Genomic DNA, 15309 nt, shown 5'->3' with positions numbered 1-15309 from the left:
CCCCCTCACCCGGCCTCCGCTTTGCTCGGCCACCCTCTCCCCAAGGGGAGAGGAGGAACGGCGACGCCGCGGCATAACTTTCTTCTCCCCAGCGGGGAGAAGGTGGCCCGAAGGGTCGGATGAGGGGGCGACGCAGCTCGCTACTTCACCGAGTCATAGGAGCATCAAGCGCCATATTCAACGCAAGCACATTGACCACAGGTTCGCCGAGGAACCCGAGTTCGCGGCTTTCGACATGCTGGTCCACAAGCGCGCGAACCGCTGCCTCGTCCATTTGCCGTGCCTTGGCGACGCGCGGCACCTGGAAGTAGGCGGCTTCTGGCGAGACATGCGGGTCGAGGCCGCTGCCGGATGCGGTGACGAGGTCGATCGGCACGTCCGCGCTCGGGTTGGTGGCCTTCGCGGCTTCGTAGTCCGTCTTCACCCGGTCGATCAGCTTGGCGCTGGTCGGGCCGAGGTTGGAGCCGGAGGACGAGGCGGCGTTGTAGCCGTCGCCGGCGGCCGAGGGGCGACCGTGGAAATACTGGTCGCCGGTGAATGCCTGGCCGATCAGGGCCGAACCGACAACGGTTCCGTCCTTCTCGATCAGGCTGCCGTTTGCCGGGACCGGGAAAACGGCCTGGGCGATGCCGGTCATGGCGAAGGGGTAGATCAGGCCGGTAATGGCCGTGGTGGCGACGATCATGACGATCGCAGGGCGAAGTTGCTTGAACATTGTCATTTCTCCTTAAGCGAGACCGATCGCGGTGATGATCATGTCGATCGCCTTGATACCGATGAAGGGAACGAGGATGCCGCCGAGACCATAGACGAGCAGGTTGCGGGAAAGCAGCGCGCCGGCGCCGATGGCGCGGTATTTGACGCCCTTCAGCGACAGCGGGATCAACCCGATGATGATCAATGCGTTGAAGATGATCGCCGACAGGATGGCGCTTTGCGGCGTGGCCAGCCCCATGATGTTCAGCACGCCGAGCTGCGGGTAGAAGGTCAGGAACATCGCCGGGATGATAGCGAAATACTTGGCGATGTCGTTGGCGATCGAGAAGGTCGTCAGGGCGCCGCGGGTCATCAGTAGTTGCTTGCCTATCTCGACGATCTCGATGAGCTTGGTCGGATCGCTGTCGAGATCGACCATGTTGCCCGCCTCGCGAGCGGCGACCGTGCCGGTGTTCATGGCGACGCCGACATCGGCCTGGGCAAGCGCCGGGGCATCGTTGGTGCCGTCGCCGCACATGGCGACGAGCTTGCCCTTGGCCTGTTCCTCGCGGATCAGCGTCAGCTTGTTCTCCGGGGTCGCCTGGGCGAGGAAATCGTCGACGCCCGCTTCGGCGGCGATCGCCGCCGCGGTCATCGGGTTGTCGCCGGTGATCATCACTGTGCGGATGCCCATGCGGCGCAGTTCGGCAAAACGCTCGCGGATGCCGCCCTTGACGATGTCCTTCAGCTGCACGACGCCAAGCAACTTGCCGTCACGGGCAACGGCAAGCGGCGTACCGCCGGCCTTGGCGATTTCGTCGGCGATCGCCTGCAGCTCGCGCACGATATCGGATTGCGGGCTGGCGGCGATTGCCGCATTGCCGGAGACCGGCATCGTGCCCGAGCCGACATAGGCGAGCACCGCATCGACCGCGCCCTTGCGGATCTGGGAGCCTTCGAGATCGACGCCACTCATGCGGGTCTGGGCGGTAAAGGGGACGAAAGTCGCCTTCAGGCTCGCCATGTCGCGGCCGCGGATCGCGTATTTCTCCTTGGCAAGCACGACGATGGAACGGCCTTCCGGCGTTTCGTCGGCGAGCGAAGCGAGCTGGGCGGCATCGGCGAGATCCTGTTCGGAGACGCCGCGGACCGGGCGGAACGAAGTGGCCTGGCGGTTGCCGAGCGTGATCGTGCCGGTCTTGTCGAGCAGCAGCGTATCGACGTCGCCGGCAGCCTCCACGGCGCGGCCGGACATGGCGAGCACGTTGAAGCGGACGAGGCGGTCCATGCCCGCAATGCCGATCGCCGACAGCAGCGCGCCGATCGTGGTCGGGATCAGCGTCACGAACAACGCGACGAGAACGATGATCGGGATCGAGCCGCCGGCATAGATCGCAAAGCTCGGGATCGTCGCCGTGGCGAGCACGAAGATCAGCGTCATGCCGGCGAGCAGGATGTTGAGGGCGATCTCGTTCGGCGTCTTCTGGCGCTCGGCACCCTCGACGAGCGAGATCATCCGGTCGAGGAAGGTCGAGCCGGCAGCAGCCGTGATGCGGACGCGGATCCAGTCGGACAGGACTTGCGTGCCGCCGGTCACGGCCGAGCGGTCGCCGCCGGATTCGCGGATGACGGGCGCGGATTCACCGGTGATCGCCGCTTCGTTCACAGAGGCAACGCCCTCGATGACTTCGCCATCCGAGGGGATGATGTCGCCGGGTTCGACGAGCACGACATCACCGACCTTGAGGCTCGTACCGGCGACCATCTTGTACTGGGTGCGGTCGCTGCCCGAGAGCAGCTTGGCCTGGGTTTCGGTGCGGGCCTTGCGCAGCGAATCCGCCTGCGCCTTGCCGCGGCCTTCGGCGACCGCTTCGGCGAAGTTGGCAAACAGCACGGTGAACCAGAGCCAGAGATTGATCTGGAAGGAGAAGCCGAGATTGCCGTTACCGGCCGCGAGGTCGCGGAGGAAGAGGACGGTCGTCAGGACCGAGACCGTGGCCACGACGAACATGACCGGATTGCGGGCAAGGGTCCGCGGGTTGAGCTTCTTGAAAGCATCGCCTGCGGCCGGAATGAGGATGCGAGTATCCATGATGCTCGCGGATTTTGCCTGGCTCATAAGAGACTCCAGCTTTGAAAATGGAGGCGAAGCGGATCGCTTGGCCTTTGAGAATTTCGATAGGGCAGTTGCCCCTCATCCGCCTGCCGGCACCTTCTCCCCGTCTGAACGGGGAGAAGGACGCAAGCTGCGATGCCTTGCACCATATTCAAACGTGGCGTGTGGCACGTCCCCTCTCCCCGCAGGCGGGGAGAGGGTTAGGGTGAGGGCAGCCTTGCTCAAAACGTCTGGCCGGCGATCATGACCAGGTGTTCGACGACGGGGCCGAGCGCCAGGGCGGGCATGAAGGTGAGGCCGCCGACGATCAGGATCGTGCCGACCAGCAGGCCGACGAAGAGCGGGCCGTCGGTCGGGAAGGTGCCTGCCGAGGCCGGAACCGTCTTCTTGGCGACCAGCGAGCCTGCGATGGCGAGCGCCGGAATGATGACCAGGAAGCGGCCCATCAGCATGCCGATGCCAAGCGTCACATTGTACCAGGGCGTGTTGCCCGTCAGTCCGCCGAAAGCCGAGCCGTTGTTGGCCGCAGCCGACGTATAGGCGTAGAGGATTTCGGAGAAGCCGTGCGGGCCGGCGGTGCCGATCGAGGCGACGGCGGACGGCAGCACCGTGGCGATCGCGGTGAACACCAGCATGGCGAGCGGCAGGCAGAGGATGGCGAGCACGGCCATCTTCATTTCCTTCGCCTCGATCTTCTTGCCTAGATACTCTGGCGTACGGCCGACCATGAGGCCTGCCACGAAGACGGCGACGATGATGAAGAGGATGATGCCGTAGAAGCCCGCGCCGACGCCGCCGACGATGACTTCGCCGAGCTGCATGTTGATGAGCGGGATCAGGCCGCCGAGCGCGGTGAACGAGCCGTGCATGGCATTGACCGCGCCGCAGGAAGCCGCCGTGGTGATGACCGCAAACAGCGACGACAAGGTGATGCCGAAGCGGGCTTCCTTGCCTTCCATGTTGCCGCCTTCAAGACCGAAGGCATGCATCAGCGGATTTCCGGCCGCTTCCGCCCAGTAGGTGATGCCGACGCCGGCGATGAACAGGATGCCCATCGAGGCGAGGATCGCCCAGCCCTGGCGCTGGTTGCCGACCATGCGGCCGAAAACGTTGGTGAAGGCAGCACCGATCGCGAAGATCGACAGCATCTGGATCAGGTTGGAGATCGCATCCGGGTTCTCGAACGGATGCGCCGAGTTGGCGTTGAAGAAACCGCCGCCATTGGTGCCGAGCATCTTGATGGCAAGCTGCGAGGCGACCGGGCCAAGCGCGATGGTCTGCTTGGCGCCTTCCAGCGTCGTCGCCTCGACATAAGGCCCGAGCGTCTGCGGTACGCCGAGATAGACGTAGACCAGCGTCAGCACGATGCAGATCGGCAGCAGGATATAGAGTATGGCGCGGGTCATATCGACCCAGAAATTGCCGATCGTTTTCCTAGCCCCTGGACCGGAAGCGCGCGAAAAGGCGCGGATGAGGCCGACGGCGATCGCCATGCCGGTCGCGGCAGACAAAAAGTTCTGCACGTTGAGGCCGACCATCTGGGTGAGATACGACATGGTGCTTTCGCCGCCATAGTTCTGCCAGTTGGTATTGCTGACGAAACTGACGGCGGTGTTGAAGGAAAGCTCGGGCGGAACGGCACCCATGCCCACCGGATTATAAGGCATGCCGGCCTGCAGGCGCATTATCGCGTAAAGCACGACAACGCCGAGCAGGTTGAACATCAGCAGCGAGACGGCATAGGAAGTCCAATGCTGTTCTTCGCGTTCGCTGGTGCCGGCCATGACGTACAGTCCCCGTTCGATCGGAACGAGGACGGGTGACAGAAACGTGCGCTCGCCCGAAAAGACACGCGTCATGTAACCGCCGAGCGGTTTGACGAGCGCGATGATGATCCCGCAAAAAAGCAGGATCTGAAGCCATCCGTTGAGGGTCATTTGGAGTTAACTTTCAATACCCGGCTGCTTGGCTGGAAGCGCCAGTTCTTTTCAAAAGCGTTCTTTTTCAGAAGCGTTCGGGGCGAATGAGAGCGTAGGTGAGGTAGACGGTGAGGAACACGGTCACGGCACCGCTCAGGACATAGTCGAGGATCATCGGTGTTTCTCCCTTCAAAGCCTGTCGCAGGCGCGGGTATAGGCAAGGCAGAGACCGAAGAAGACGACTGCTGTGCCGAGTAGAATGACGTCCAACATTGATCTGGACTCCTGTTGTTAAGGCGAGGCCGGACAGGACAAGGGTGCCATCCCTCAAAGACGGCACCTTCCTGATGCTTTCCGGCTTGGAGACGATCTTTTGCGATCTCTCTGACGCTAATATGCGGCGCGACCGCATAGGGGTTCGAGACGGAGCGCAGAGGAAAGAAATAAAAATCCTATAGGAATTTCGTGCTTTCCGGCGGCTCAGATAGCCAGGATGCATTGGGCGCCGGCATCGGACCCCAGCGTGGTCGGAAAAAAGCGACAGACGATCGGCTCGCCTGGAGAGACCATGAAGAAATAGGGAATCCATATAAGCAACCGTGATTTTTCGTTTGCGCCGCAGCATTCCGGGCGGCATGTTGAAATCCTCGAACGATAAAAGACTTGGGAAATGGAATTCAGATCATGACAGCAGATGCGATCGTGCTGGGAGCCGGCATTGTCGGCGTTTCGACGGCATTGCAGCTCGCCCGGCGCGGCAAATCGGTGGTGCTCGTCGACCGGAAAGAACCCGGCATGGAGACCTCCTATGGCAATGCCGGCCTGATCCAGCGCGAGGGCGTCGTGCCCTATGGCTTCCCCCAGCAGTTCGGCCTGATCCTGCGCTATGCCATGAACAACCGCATCGATGCGCATTTCCACTGGAAGGCCATTCCCTCGGTCACCTCGTTCCTGGCGAAATACTGGTGGCATTCGAACCTGACCCGCCATCAGCTGATCGCCCGCGCCTACGCGCCGCTGATCGAGCACTCGATCGCGACCCATAACGAGCTGATCGAGGAAGCTGGAGCTCAAGACCTGATCGCCAAGAACGGCTGGACGGAGGTGTTCCGCACCCGCGGCAAGCATGACGGCGAGATCGGCGAGGCCGAGCGGCTTCACAAGGAGTATGGCGTCGCCTTCAAGGAACTTTCGCCGGCCGATATCGCCGAGCAGGAACCCAATCTTTCCAACGATTTCGTCGGCGGCCTGCGATGGGAAGACCCGTGGTCTGTCAAGGACCCGCTGGCGCTGACCCGCGCCTATGTGGCGCTGTTCGAAAAGCTCGGCGGCCGCGTGCTGAAGGGTGATGCCAAGAGCCTGTCGCAGACCAAGACCGGCTGGAGGATCGTCGCCGGCGACGGCACGGTGGAAGCCAAGGATGTCGTGGTGGCGCTCGGCCCCTGGTCCGATACGGTTACGAAACCGCTCGGTTACAATTTCCTGGTCGGCGTCAAGCGCGGCTATCACATGCACTATTCGGCCAAGGGCAATGCCAAGCTCAACGGCTGGACCATGGATGCGGAGCGCGGTTATTTCCTGGCCCCTATGAACCAGGGCATCCGATTGACGACAGGCGCCGAATTCGCCCGCCGCGATGCGCCGAAAACGCCTGTTCAGCTGGAACGCGCCGAAGCCGTGGCGCGCAGCATCTTCCCGCTCGCCGAGCGGCTCGACATGGAGCCCTGGATGGGTGCCCGCCCCTGCACGCCGGACATGATGCCGGTGATCGGCAAGGCGCCGCGCCACGACGGCCTGTGGTTCGCCTTCGGTCACGCGCATCACGGCCTGACGCTGGGCCCGGTGACCGGCCAGGTGATTGCCGAAGCGATCACGGGGCAGAAGACATTGATCGACATTTCGGCTTATCGTCCGGAGCGCTTCAACGCCTAGCTTTATCTAAAAGCGCGGGTTGGCCTGCGGGCAGCAGGGCCGGTCGGAGTTTGCCCCGACGCGTGACTGACGTCCAATGCGACGCCTATATCCGGACGGTACGAGATGGCTTTCATGATCGGCGAAGATCGGGGCAAGACGAGCGACAATCCCGGCCACACGAATTCGTGGTACGCGGCTTCGGCAAAGGACAAGCGTGTCCGCCCTGCCCTTGATGACGGCACAGAAGCGGATGTCTGCGTTATCGGTGCCGGCTTCACCGGAATTTCCGCGGCGCTCGAACTTGCCGAGCGCGGATATTCCGTCGTGGTGCTGGAAGCGGAGCGCATCGGCTTCGGCGCATCGGGCCGCAATGGCGGCCAGATCGTCAACGGCTACAGTCGTGATCTCGAAACCATCGCCGGCCGTTATGGCCGCGACAAGGCGGTGAAGCTCGGCGCCATGTCGCTCGAAGGCGGCGAGATCATCCGCAGCCGCGTCGCGAAATACGGGATCGATTGCGACCTGGTGCATGGCGGCTTCTTCGCGGCCTTCACCGACAAGCAGATCCGCGAGATGGAGCATCACAAGACCGATTGGGAGCGATACGGCCATGGCGGGCTGGAGATGGTCTCAAAGGCGGATGTGGGCAAATACGTGAAGACCGATCGATACGCCGGCGGCATGATCGACAAGTTCGGCGGCCACATCCACCCCCTTAACCTCGTGCTTGGGGAAGCCGCGGCGTTCGAGAGCCTTGGCGGACGCATTTTCGAAGCCTCGCGCGTGACCGGCCTCGACATGGGCGAAAAACCGGTGGTGCGGACGGAAAGGGGTTCGGTGAAGGCCTCGTATGTGCTCGTCTGCGGCAATGCCTATCTCTCTCCGCAGTTTCCGGAGATCAGCGGCCGGATGATGCCGGTTTCCAGCCAGGTGATGGCGACGGAACCGCTCGACGCGGCACTGATCGAAAGCCTGCTGCCGGCGAATTACTGCGTCGAGGATGCCAATTACATCCTCGACTACTACAGGCGCACCGCGGACAACCGGCTGCTCTACGGCGGCGGCATCGGTTACGGCGGCCACGACCCGAGTGACCTTACGGGCGTTATCCGCCCCAACATGCTGAAGACGTTTCCGCAATTGAAGGACGTGAACATCGACTATGCCTGGAGCGGCAATTTCGCGCTCACCCTGACGCGTATCCCGCATATGGGGAAACTGTCGGACAAGGTCTATTTCTCGCACGGCGACAGCGGCCACGGGGTGACCACCACCCATCTGCTCGGCAAGATCCTCGGCGAAGCGGTCGCCGGCCACGCGGAACGCTTCGACATCTGGTCGTCGCTCCCCAACCTGCCCTTCCCGGGCGGCCGCACATTCCGGGTACCGCTGACCGTGCTCGGCGCCTGGTGGTATGGGTTGCGCGACCGGCTGGGCATCTGATCGAGGGATCAAAGAGAAATCGGGAAGCTGCCTGTAAGGTAGTAGGTCGCCTGCGCCCGAACAATGGACTTGAACTGCGCCACGGTTCCGGCGGCTTCGTCTTCCGGAACCATGAGAGCCAGCCGCAGGGTGGCGCCGGCCATGTGAAACATCACCAGGAGCGTCTGCGCATAACTTTCTCGCAGCGGCTGTTCAACGAAAGGTTCGGTCGCCTTGTAAAAGACGTCGGCCTGGAAGCGGGTCTCGGCGATATCGAGGTCCGCAAGCGCCTTGTCCGCCTGGATGGCATTCAGGAGATCCTGGGTCGCCGGCCTTTCCCGCATATTGTAGTAGTACAAATCGAAAAGTTCGGCCGGTGCCTGCAAAGCTTCTTCTGCCGTGGTGATCCTTCCGATCTGCTCCGTCACCAGGGTACGGACCTCTTCGGCGTAACTCTCGTAGAGCGTGGCGATGATGGCGGATTTGTTCGGGAAATACTGATAGACTGATGCGATAGGCCCGCCGGAGAGGGCGGCTATTTCCTTCATGGTCACTGCGTCGATGCCCTTCTGGCCGATCAGCTCCATGGATACTTTCAGGATTTCATCGATGCGCTCGCGGCTCCGCTCCTGTTTCGGCACCCGGCGAAGGGAACCCCGCCCTGGTCCTTGCGTCGAATCTGGCATCCGCAAACCGTCTCCTCAAACACCTGCCAACCGCTGCCTTCGTTGCCGGTGAGGTTTCCGGTGACCGAGGGCAGAATTGCTTGAACACAAACTGTTTGTTTATACGACGCCCGAAGAGCATCGGATCACGAAGGCCTGTAATTTTTAGAATACTTTCCACGCCGATGCACAAGACAGAACATCGGAGAAAACGGGAGCTTAAATCCTATTATCTATGCTCCGGCGAGCGCTGTAATACCATCGAAAGCCTTGCCGACAATGGTATCGACACTTGCGTCGATGTCGACAGTTACCACGCCGGCCTCATGTTCAGGGCTTTCCAGGGTTGCAAGCTGGCTCTGAAGCAGTGACGTCGGCATGAAATGGCCGGTACGCGCGCCCATCCGCTGCTCAAGCACCTTGGGGTCGCCAGTGAGGAAGACAAAATAGAGCTTGCCACCGCTCTCGCGCCGCAACCGGTCCCGATAGGTTTGTTTCAAGGCCGAGCACGAAACCACCACGCTTTCGCCCCGCCTCCTCGCCTCCGCCAGTTGGTTGCCGATCAGATCGAGCCATGGCCAGCGGTCGTCGTCGGTCAGAGGAATCCCCTTGGCCATCTTGGCGACGTTCGCCTCCGGATGCAGGCGGTCACCCTCCACGAACGCGCAGCCAAGACGCGCGGCGAGGTGCTCGCCGACCGATGTCTTCCCCGATCCGCTGACACCCATAACGACGACGGCAAGAGGGGGCGTGACTTCAATTGCGGGCATGACTGACTTCCATTTGATAATGCGTTCAGGAGGCTGCAAGGCCGAATTGTGGAGATCGCAGTTAACCTCGGGTTTTCCAATTCTCTTACGGGAACCTTAGAGAGACTACGATAAAAGGATCCACCTTCGACCGAATTCCGTCCTCCAAATCCAACTCGAGATCCACGATCATGCGGCGACTCATCAATATTATTGCGCCTCGCGTTTATCACATCCTGCGCGATACGGGCGGCAATTTTGCGATTGCGACTGCTCTCGCGCTGCCGGTCCTCCTGACGACCGCCGGCGGAGCGGTTGATTTCACCCAGGCATCGTTGGAACGCAGCCGGCTACAGGGTGCGCTCGATGCGGCTGTGCTCAGCGCTGTTGCAAAACCTGATATCGCCAGTCAGCGCCGGGAAGCGCTACGCTTTCTGACCGATACGGTTCCGGAAGAGACCGACCTCGACACCGCGCTTGTCGTCGCCGCGAATAGCGACGGCAGCTTGACGGGTACCTATGCCCAAGCTGTCCCCACCAATTTCCTCGGCCTGCTCGGTATCCGCACCATCGACGTCAAGGTCCGATCCACCGCCATCGCGAACAAGAATGCGAAGCCTTCGGGCGCATGCATCTACGTGCTCGGCAATGCCTCACAGGCGGTTCTGATCAACTCAGGCGCCAACGTGCAGTCGGAGAAATGCGGCGTGGAGGTCAGTTCGACCCAGAACCCGGCCTTCATCATGAATAGCGGGGCGACGATCGATACGGCCAGCTTCTGCGTTGCCGGCACCCAGTATATCAAGAACGGCGGGACGCTCAGCAACCTGAAGCCCGGCTGCAAGGTTTCCGGAGATCCCTATGCCGGCAGCATTGCCGAGCCGACCGTCTCCTCCACCTGCACGACCAGTGGCACCAAGGACGGAGCGGTGCAGGAAATGGCTCCAGGCGTCCATTGCGGCACCACCTTCAACGGATCGCCGAAGATCACGTTTAAACCCGGGCTCCACATCATCAAGGGCCGGATGATCATCAATTCCGGTTCGACGGTCGTCGCAGAGGGCGTGACCTTCTATTTTCCCGACACAGACAGCGAAATCCGCGCCAATGGCAACTTGAGCTTCACGGCGTCGGCGCCGACCAGCGGCACCTACAAGGGCATCCTGATGTTCGAAAAGACCAGCGATACCGCCAACAATGCCCGCAAGCAGCAATACATCTTCAACGGCTCCAATGGCGAAACGCTCAAGGGAGTGATCCATCTTCCAAACCGCGACGTCACCTACAATTCGACGACGAACCAGACGAACCTCATCACGCTGGTGGTCAATACCATGATCATGAACTCGTCTAACTGGAAGATCGAACCCTATACGGGCGCTGCCGGTGGAAGCGGCTCCGAGATTACCTCGGTGCGCCTCGTCAACTGACGCTCAACGCTGCCGGGCGTCCTTGCCGAGCACGATTGGCATCAGCACCGACAGGAACATCAGCCGCAACACGTGGTGGGCGCCGACATAGGTGGGGTCGGCATGCAGCATGACAGCCATCGCCGACATTGTTTCGAGCCCACCCGGCGCAAACGCGATCAGCGCCGCATCGAGCGGCACGCCGGTCAGATATGAAACCCCGCCGGCAATCGCCGCCGCAAGCACGATGACGACCACGGTCACCACGCCGCCGGCCACGAAAGCGGTGCGCAATTCGCCGATCGATACGCCGCAGAAGCGCGTGCCGATGACCGAACCGAGGATGACGTAGGTCGGAACCAGCAGCCAGTTCGGAACTCCGCCGCTGACGAACCCCGTCACGTGCGTGGCGATCGACACCACGACGCCGCCCAGCAGCAGGGCTGCCGGAAAGTTCCAGCGCATGAACAGCAGGCCGAACAGCGCTGAGACCGCGAGCATGGCCAGGAGAACAGGCGTGCTCATTGCCAGAGGCACCAGAACCGGTTCATTGCCGACAAGATCGAAGATCTCCACGATCAACGGCACCGTGATCGTCAGTGCCAGCACGCGTACGCTCTGGCCGACACTGACGACACGCAGGTCGCAGCGGGTTTCCGCGGCGAGGCTGAGCACGTAACTCAGATGGCCGGGGGAAGAGGCGAGCAGCGCGGTGATCCGGTCATAGTGGAAGAACCGCTGCAGCACCCACGAGCTTGCATAAAGCAGGATCACGACCGCCACGAGCACCATGACGAAACTCAGAGGCCAGGTGCGCGCCGCGACGATCACCTCCGGCGTCACAGTCGCCCCCATCGACACGCCGACGACGATGAAACAAACGCTGCGGACCTGCGCCGGCACCGCCAGGTTCAACCCGGCAAGCCCCGCAATGGTGATCGCGATTGCCGGACCGATGAGGTAAGGAGCTGGAAAAGCGATGAGAATTGCGATCAGCGCACCGGCAGTGCCGATCAGCGCAGTCAGCGCGAAGGTGCGCAATTCCGAAAGGGGCATGGCTTGGTCCTGAAGGCGCCACAGGAAGGAAAACTGACAAAAGCCAGAAAAACGCCTAGTCCCCTTCTATTGCAAATGGGCGAGAGGTCAACCTCTTCTGCCGCATACGGGGGATAGCAAAAGGCGCCAGCCTCAACGGCGGCGCCTTCAAGAAGCATGAACGGGCAGGATCAAGCGGCCGGCGCGATGACCTTCGGGATGGCCTTCGGCAGATGCAGCATATCGATGCCCAGCAGGAAATTGATCTGCGGACGCGCCTTGACGAGGTCGTCGATCGTGTATTCGGCAAGCACGTCGAAGAAAGCGTTGAGCGCCTTGCGAAGCGCAGCGTTCAGGCCGCAGCTGTCAACAAGCGGGCATTCCGCAACGCCCTCTTCGAAGCACTCCGCCATGGCAAAGCTGTCTTCAGTCACCTTGATGACATCGAAAAGAGTGATGCGATCGGCAGCCCGGCCAAGCCTTACGCCACCGTTGCGACCGCGCACGGTTTCCACCAGGCCGGCCTTCGTGAGCGGCTGGAGGATCTTGAAGAGGAAGAGTTCGGAAACGCCGTATGCTCTTGCGATCTCGGGGATGCGGCTGAGGTGGCCGTCGTTGGCGGCACAATACATCAGCATCCGTACTGCGTAATTCGTCTGTTTGGTCAAGCGCATGCTGGTCTCCCGAGACTGGTACCCGCCCTATATAAAGGCTCCGCTAGTTTTGAACAATTCCAAAATAAGAAAATTGTCATCAAGTTTTCGCGCTGCACCAGCTTGCATTGTTCGTCCACACAAACGGAGACCGGGAAGGCAGAGGTTCAAGCTAGATCAGGGGCATAGGCAGACACCCGGGCGGGCTCTCTAGGGAAGACCCTGCTTTTGCAGCCCGCCGAAACGACGGGCCGGGGAATTATGGGTCGATTTCCCGCAGCCTCAGATCGCCATTCCGGATCCGCGGCGGCGCCGGAAAAGTTTCGGCTCGCATCAACTGGTCATCGCGATCGCCACCCAGGCCGGGACAGCTACCATCACCATTGCAGCCAGCAGGCTAAGGCCGATCTTCGCCAGATACGCGCGGCGGGCACGCTTCGCATCCCACTCGTACACCATGGACATACATCCCCACTCCTACTCCGCGGGCTAAATTAGGATAGTCTGCGGAAACGTCAATGGAGGCTATCGATCACGGCTACCTTGCCTGAAGCCTACCTTCCAGCTCAGCGGCATAATTGCGGATGTCCTGCTGGCGCTGCGGGGTGCCCGGATGGCTCGAGAGAATGTTTGCGTCTTCATGATCTCCAAGCTTGTCTTCGAGGACCGCGAAGAAGCGGGCCAGTGCTGCCGGGTCGTAGCCGGCCGCCCGCATCAGCTCGACAGACCGGCGGTCCGCCTCCGCTTCCGCGGCCCGGGAATAGGACAGCGCCAACAGTGCACCGCCCTGCGTGAGGATGTCCTCGACGCCCGAGCCGACATCGCCGGCGATCAGCATGACCAGCGCGGCGACGCCTGCGGCGCGGTAGAGCTGCCGCAGGCTGTGCTCGCCTTCGACGTGGGCGATCTCGTGGCCGAGCACGCCAAGAACCATTTCCCGGTCGCCACTAGCGAGCTTCACCAGATCGTCGGTAAGGATCAGGCTGCCGTCCGGCAGTGCGAAGGCGTTCGGGCCGATCACCCCTCCATCCCGAAAGTAGAGCTGATAGGCCTTTTGCCCGCCCTTCGAATGGACGGCGAGTTTTGCGAAGCCGTCGGAAATCGCCTGCCGTTCGCCTTCCGGCAATTCCGAGGGTTTCAGGATGGTCCGATCGAGGGATGCCAGCGTGCCGGAGCCGATCAGTTCCGGCACGAAGGGCGGCGTTACAACGATGGCAATCTCGACCAGCACGGGGACTGCAAACCGATAGATCGAGACGGCAAGCAGGATGACGGCGATCGTCATGACGATCAGTCGCGGATGGAACTGCTCCAGCCGGTGGATCAAGCCGCTGCCGGCGCCGCGCTTGCCGTGGAGATAGGTGTCGATCCCGTCGTTGTCGCGCGTCTCGAACACGGAACCGTCCGGGAAACTCACCCGCCGCGGGATCGAACCGACCCGCGGGCTGATCTCGGCCCGCTCCAGCACTGCCGACGCGAGGACCCGCTCCTCTTCCGCTGCGACAAGCAGAGTGCCGTCCTCGCGCAGGACGGCCCCGATTGCGCGGCTGGAATTGGCCGGATGCCATTCACCTTTGGCGATGACCGCTCCGTCAGAAGCCAAAGTCGAACCCTTCCATATCCATGTATTCGGCGCTGATCGCAGCACCGCTCGCCTCGATAGAGGAAAGGATCTCGCCCGGGTCGCCGTTGATGCGGATGCCGGTGTGTTCGTTGACATACCGCGCCATCCGGACCGCCGCCCAGGGGCGCATCAGCCCGAGCGTCAGGACGGTGACGATCACATTGCTGATTGCGATCCAGGTATAACGCAGCCGGGAGATGTCGCTGACCAGCTGATGGCGGACGTCAAGCTCCGCCGCCGACCAGGCGACGTTGCGCACTCCCGCCCGATAAAAGAGACCAGCCACACCGTAGAGGATGAAATAGATGAAGAGGCCGGCATAGAGACCGACGATGCTCAGCACGGTCATCTGCGTGCTCGTCAATTCGGCGCTCTCGCGCATGACGGTCGCGGCACCCATGATCGCGATGAAGGCAATGAACCCGAAGATGATGCTGCCCAGGAACACGATCAATGCCGGCAGAATCCAGACGCCATAAAGCCGGCCAAGCTGAGGGTCGCTGGAAAATGGCCGGTCGCCGTAACGCAGGTTGTTGAAGAGGTATCGCCAGGTCCAGCGGCTCGCAAGCGGCGCCAGGATGCCGAAGGAAATGAAGGCTATTAAGCTGCCGAGCATAATAGCAACGAAGGCGCCGCCTGCCGTGCCGACGAAATCGAAACGCACGTTGCGATAGCTCGTCACCCGGGCGTTGAAGCGCAGGCTGCGCTTGATGAGCCACGGCAGAGCGATCAGGATCACGATTGGGGTCAGGATGCCGATCGGCGGAAAGATCGCCGTGCCGATGTTGAGCACGATCAGGAACGCGATGACGATCATCCGGCCGATGAAGATCTGCTTGCCGGTCGCGTGATATTCGAAGGCGCGGTCGAGAATAACCGTGTTGCCGTAGAAATATCGCATGCGCCGCACCTTCGCCCAGGCCGAGTAGATGCCGAGGGTGACGATCGTCAGCAGGACGTTGACGATCCAGATGCCGAAATATTCGCTGGCGCTGCCGGTGAAGGATGCCCGTTCAAAAGACTGTCCTTCGGCCGCCCGAGGCGCCGTCTCTGCTATTGCCATGATGTCATATCCCCTTGCCGAATACCGTCGAGACGGCTGCCTGC

14 protein-coding genes are annotated in these 15309 nt (G+C 61.7%); 3 read left to right on the top strand and 11 right to left on the bottom strand.

Annotated elements, in window-relative coordinates; genetic code table 11:
• Nucleotides 1-145: 145 nt before the first annotated feature.
• The 4 genes from kdpC to C5L10_RS08355 all read right to left on the bottom strand — a co-directional run bounded on the left by kdpC (nucleotide 146) and on the right by C5L10_RS08355 (nucleotide 4906).
• Nucleotides 146-715, bottom strand: a complete 570-nt coding sequence (gene kdpC, locus C5L10_RS08370; RefSeq protein WP_105429272.1) for a potassium-transporting ATPase subunit KdpC — start codon at nucleotides 713-715, stop codon at nucleotides 146-148.
• A 12-nt stretch (nucleotides 716-727) separates the two neighbouring features.
• Nucleotides 728-2815, bottom strand: a complete 2088-nt coding sequence (gene kdpB, locus C5L10_RS08365) for a potassium-transporting ATPase subunit KdpB (protein WP_105429271.1) — start codon at nucleotides 2813-2815, stop codon at nucleotides 728-730.
• A 218-nt stretch (nucleotides 2816-3033) separates the two neighbouring features.
• Nucleotides 3034-4749 (bottom strand): potassium-transporting ATPase subunit KdpA, encoded by a 1716-nt coding sequence (gene kdpA / locus C5L10_RS08360; protein ID WP_105429270.1) that lies wholly within the window; start codon nucleotides 4747-4749, stop codon nucleotides 3034-3036.
• 67 nt (nucleotides 4750-4816) lie between these two features.
• Nucleotides 4817-4906 (bottom strand): K(+)-transporting ATPase subunit F, encoded by a 90-nt coding sequence (locus C5L10_RS08355; protein ID WP_007760774.1) that lies wholly within the window; start codon nucleotides 4904-4906, stop codon nucleotides 4817-4819.
• 509 nt (nucleotides 4907-5415) lie between these two features.
• Between C5L10_RS08355 and C5L10_RS08350 the strand changes: the two genes are divergently transcribed.
• Together C5L10_RS08350 and C5L10_RS08345 are read left to right on the top strand one after the other, a co-directional pair.
• Nucleotides 5416-6663: an FAD-binding oxidoreductase gene (locus C5L10_RS08350; RefSeq protein WP_105429269.1), complete on the top strand. Its 1248-nt coding sequence runs from the start codon at nucleotides 5416-5418 to the stop codon at nucleotides 6661-6663.
• 105 nt (nucleotides 6664-6768) lie between these two features.
• Complete coding sequence (locus tag C5L10_RS08345) at nucleotides 6769-8088, top strand: FAD-binding oxidoreductase (protein WP_105429268.1); 1320 nt, start codon at nucleotides 6769-6771, stop codon at nucleotides 8086-8088.
• 8 nt (nucleotides 8089-8096) lie between these two features.
• Here the strand turns inward: C5L10_RS08345 and C5L10_RS08340 are convergent, their stop codons facing one another.
• Together C5L10_RS08340 and C5L10_RS08335 are read right to left on the bottom strand one after the other, a co-directional pair.
• Nucleotides 8097-8753: a TetR/AcrR family transcriptional regulator gene (locus C5L10_RS08340; protein WP_105429267.1), complete on the bottom strand. Its 657-nt coding sequence runs from the start codon at nucleotides 8751-8753 to the stop codon at nucleotides 8097-8099.
• Between the two features lie 212 nt (nucleotides 8754-8965).
• The gene (locus C5L10_RS08335; RefSeq protein ID WP_046664699.1) at nucleotides 8966-9502 is read right to left on the bottom strand and encodes a gluconokinase; all 537 of its coding nucleotides are present in this window, start codon (nucleotides 9500-9502) and stop codon (nucleotides 8966-8968) included.
• A gap of 170 nt (nucleotides 9503-9672) precedes the next feature.
• Between C5L10_RS08335 and C5L10_RS08330 the strand changes: the two genes are divergently transcribed.
• Nucleotides 9673-10911 (top strand): TadE/TadG family type IV pilus assembly protein, encoded by a 1239-nt coding sequence (locus C5L10_RS08330; protein WP_046664700.1) that lies wholly within the window; start codon nucleotides 9673-9675, stop codon nucleotides 10909-10911.
• 3 nt (nucleotides 10912-10914) lie between these two features.
• Here C5L10_RS08330 and C5L10_RS08325 read toward each other — a convergent pair whose 3' ends face one another.
• The 5 genes from C5L10_RS08325 to C5L10_RS08310 all read right to left on the bottom strand — a co-directional run bounded on the left by C5L10_RS08325 (nucleotide 10915) and on the right by C5L10_RS08310 (nucleotide 15265).
• Complete coding sequence (locus C5L10_RS08325; RefSeq protein ID WP_105429266.1) at nucleotides 10915-11946, bottom strand: AbrB family transcriptional regulator; 1032 nt, start codon at nucleotides 11944-11946, stop codon at nucleotides 10915-10917.
• A 170-nt stretch (nucleotides 11947-12116) separates the two neighbouring features.
• The gene (gene rirA, locus C5L10_RS08320) at nucleotides 12117-12599 is read right to left on the bottom strand and encodes an iron-responsive transcriptional regulator RirA (protein WP_105429265.1); all 483 of its coding nucleotides are present in this window, start codon (nucleotides 12597-12599) and stop codon (nucleotides 12117-12119) included.
• A gap of 312 nt (nucleotides 12600-12911) precedes the next feature.
• Entirely contained in the window at nucleotides 12912-13043 is a 132-nt protein-coding gene (locus C5L10_RS34710; protein ID WP_256384668.1) for a hypothetical protein, read from the bottom strand.
• A gap of 73 nt (nucleotides 13044-13116) precedes the next feature.
• A complete protein-coding gene (locus tag C5L10_RS08315; protein ID WP_105429264.1) occupies nucleotides 13117-14181 on the bottom strand; it encodes a M48 family metallopeptidase in 1065 nt (354 codons plus the stop codon).
• Nucleotides 14171-15265: a YjgN family protein gene (locus C5L10_RS08310; protein WP_105429263.1), complete on the bottom strand. Its 1095-nt coding sequence runs from the start codon at nucleotides 15263-15265 to the stop codon at nucleotides 14171-14173. The genes C5L10_RS08315 and C5L10_RS08310 overlap by 11 nt, the downstream gene beginning before the upstream one ends.
• Nucleotides 15266-15309 lie beyond the last annotated feature (44 nt).

It is taken from the genome of Neorhizobium sp. T6_25 (genome assembly GCF_002968555.1).
GTDB lineage: Bacteria > Pseudomonadota > Alphaproteobacteria > Rhizobiales > Rhizobiaceae > Neorhizobium.
This window is presented reverse-complemented; position numbering and strand designations above follow the sequence as displayed.

Excerpts from the sequence above, each read along its gene's own strand:
- C5L10_RS08335 (WP_046664699.1), bottom strand. The coding sequence starts at position 9,502 with ATGCCCGCAATTGAAGTCACGCCCCCTCTTGCCGTCGTCGTTATGGGT.
- C5L10_RS08310 (WP_105429263.1), bottom strand. The coding sequence starts at position 15,265 with ATGGCAATAGCAGAGACGGCGCCTCGGGCGGCCGAAGGACAGTCTTTT.
- C5L10_RS08325 (WP_105429266.1), bottom strand. The coding sequence starts at position 11,946 with ATGCCCCTTTCGGAATTGCGCACCTTCGCGCTGACTGCGCTGATCGGC.
- C5L10_RS08340 (WP_105429267.1), bottom strand. The coding sequence starts at position 8,753 with ATGCCAGATTCGACGCAAGGACCAGGGCGGGGTTCCCTTCGCCGGGTG.
- C5L10_RS08345 (WP_105429268.1), top strand. The coding sequence starts at position 6,769 with ATGGCTTTCATGATCGGCGAAGATCGGGGCAAGACGAGCGACAATCCC.
- kdpA (WP_105429270.1), bottom strand. The coding sequence starts at position 4,749 with ATGACCCTCAACGGATGGCTTCAGATCCTGCTTTTTTGCGGGATCATC.
- kdpC (WP_105429272.1), bottom strand. The coding sequence starts at position 715 with ATGTTCAAGCAACTTCGCCCTGCGATCGTCATGATCGTCGCCACCACG.
- C5L10_RS08330 (WP_046664700.1), top strand. The coding sequence starts at position 9,673 with ATGCGGCGACTCATCAATATTATTGCGCCTCGCGTTTATCACATCCTG.
- C5L10_RS34710 (WP_256384668.1), bottom strand. The coding sequence starts at position 13,043 with ATGTCCATGGTGTACGAGTGGGATGCGAAGCGTGCCCGCCGCGCGTAT.
- C5L10_RS08350 (WP_105429269.1), top strand. The coding sequence starts at position 5,416 with ATGACAGCAGATGCGATCGTGCTGGGAGCCGGCATTGTCGGCGTTTCG.
- C5L10_RS08355 (WP_007760774.1), bottom strand. The coding sequence starts at position 4,906 with ATGATCCTCGACTATGTCCTGAGCGGTGCCGTGACCGTGTTCCTCACC.
- rirA (WP_105429265.1), bottom strand. The coding sequence starts at position 12,599 with ATGCGCTTGACCAAACAGACGAATTACGCAGTACGGATGCTGATGTAT.
- kdpB (WP_105429271.1), bottom strand. The coding sequence starts at position 2,815 with ATGAGCCAGGCAAAATCCGCGAGCATCATGGATACTCGCATCCTCATT.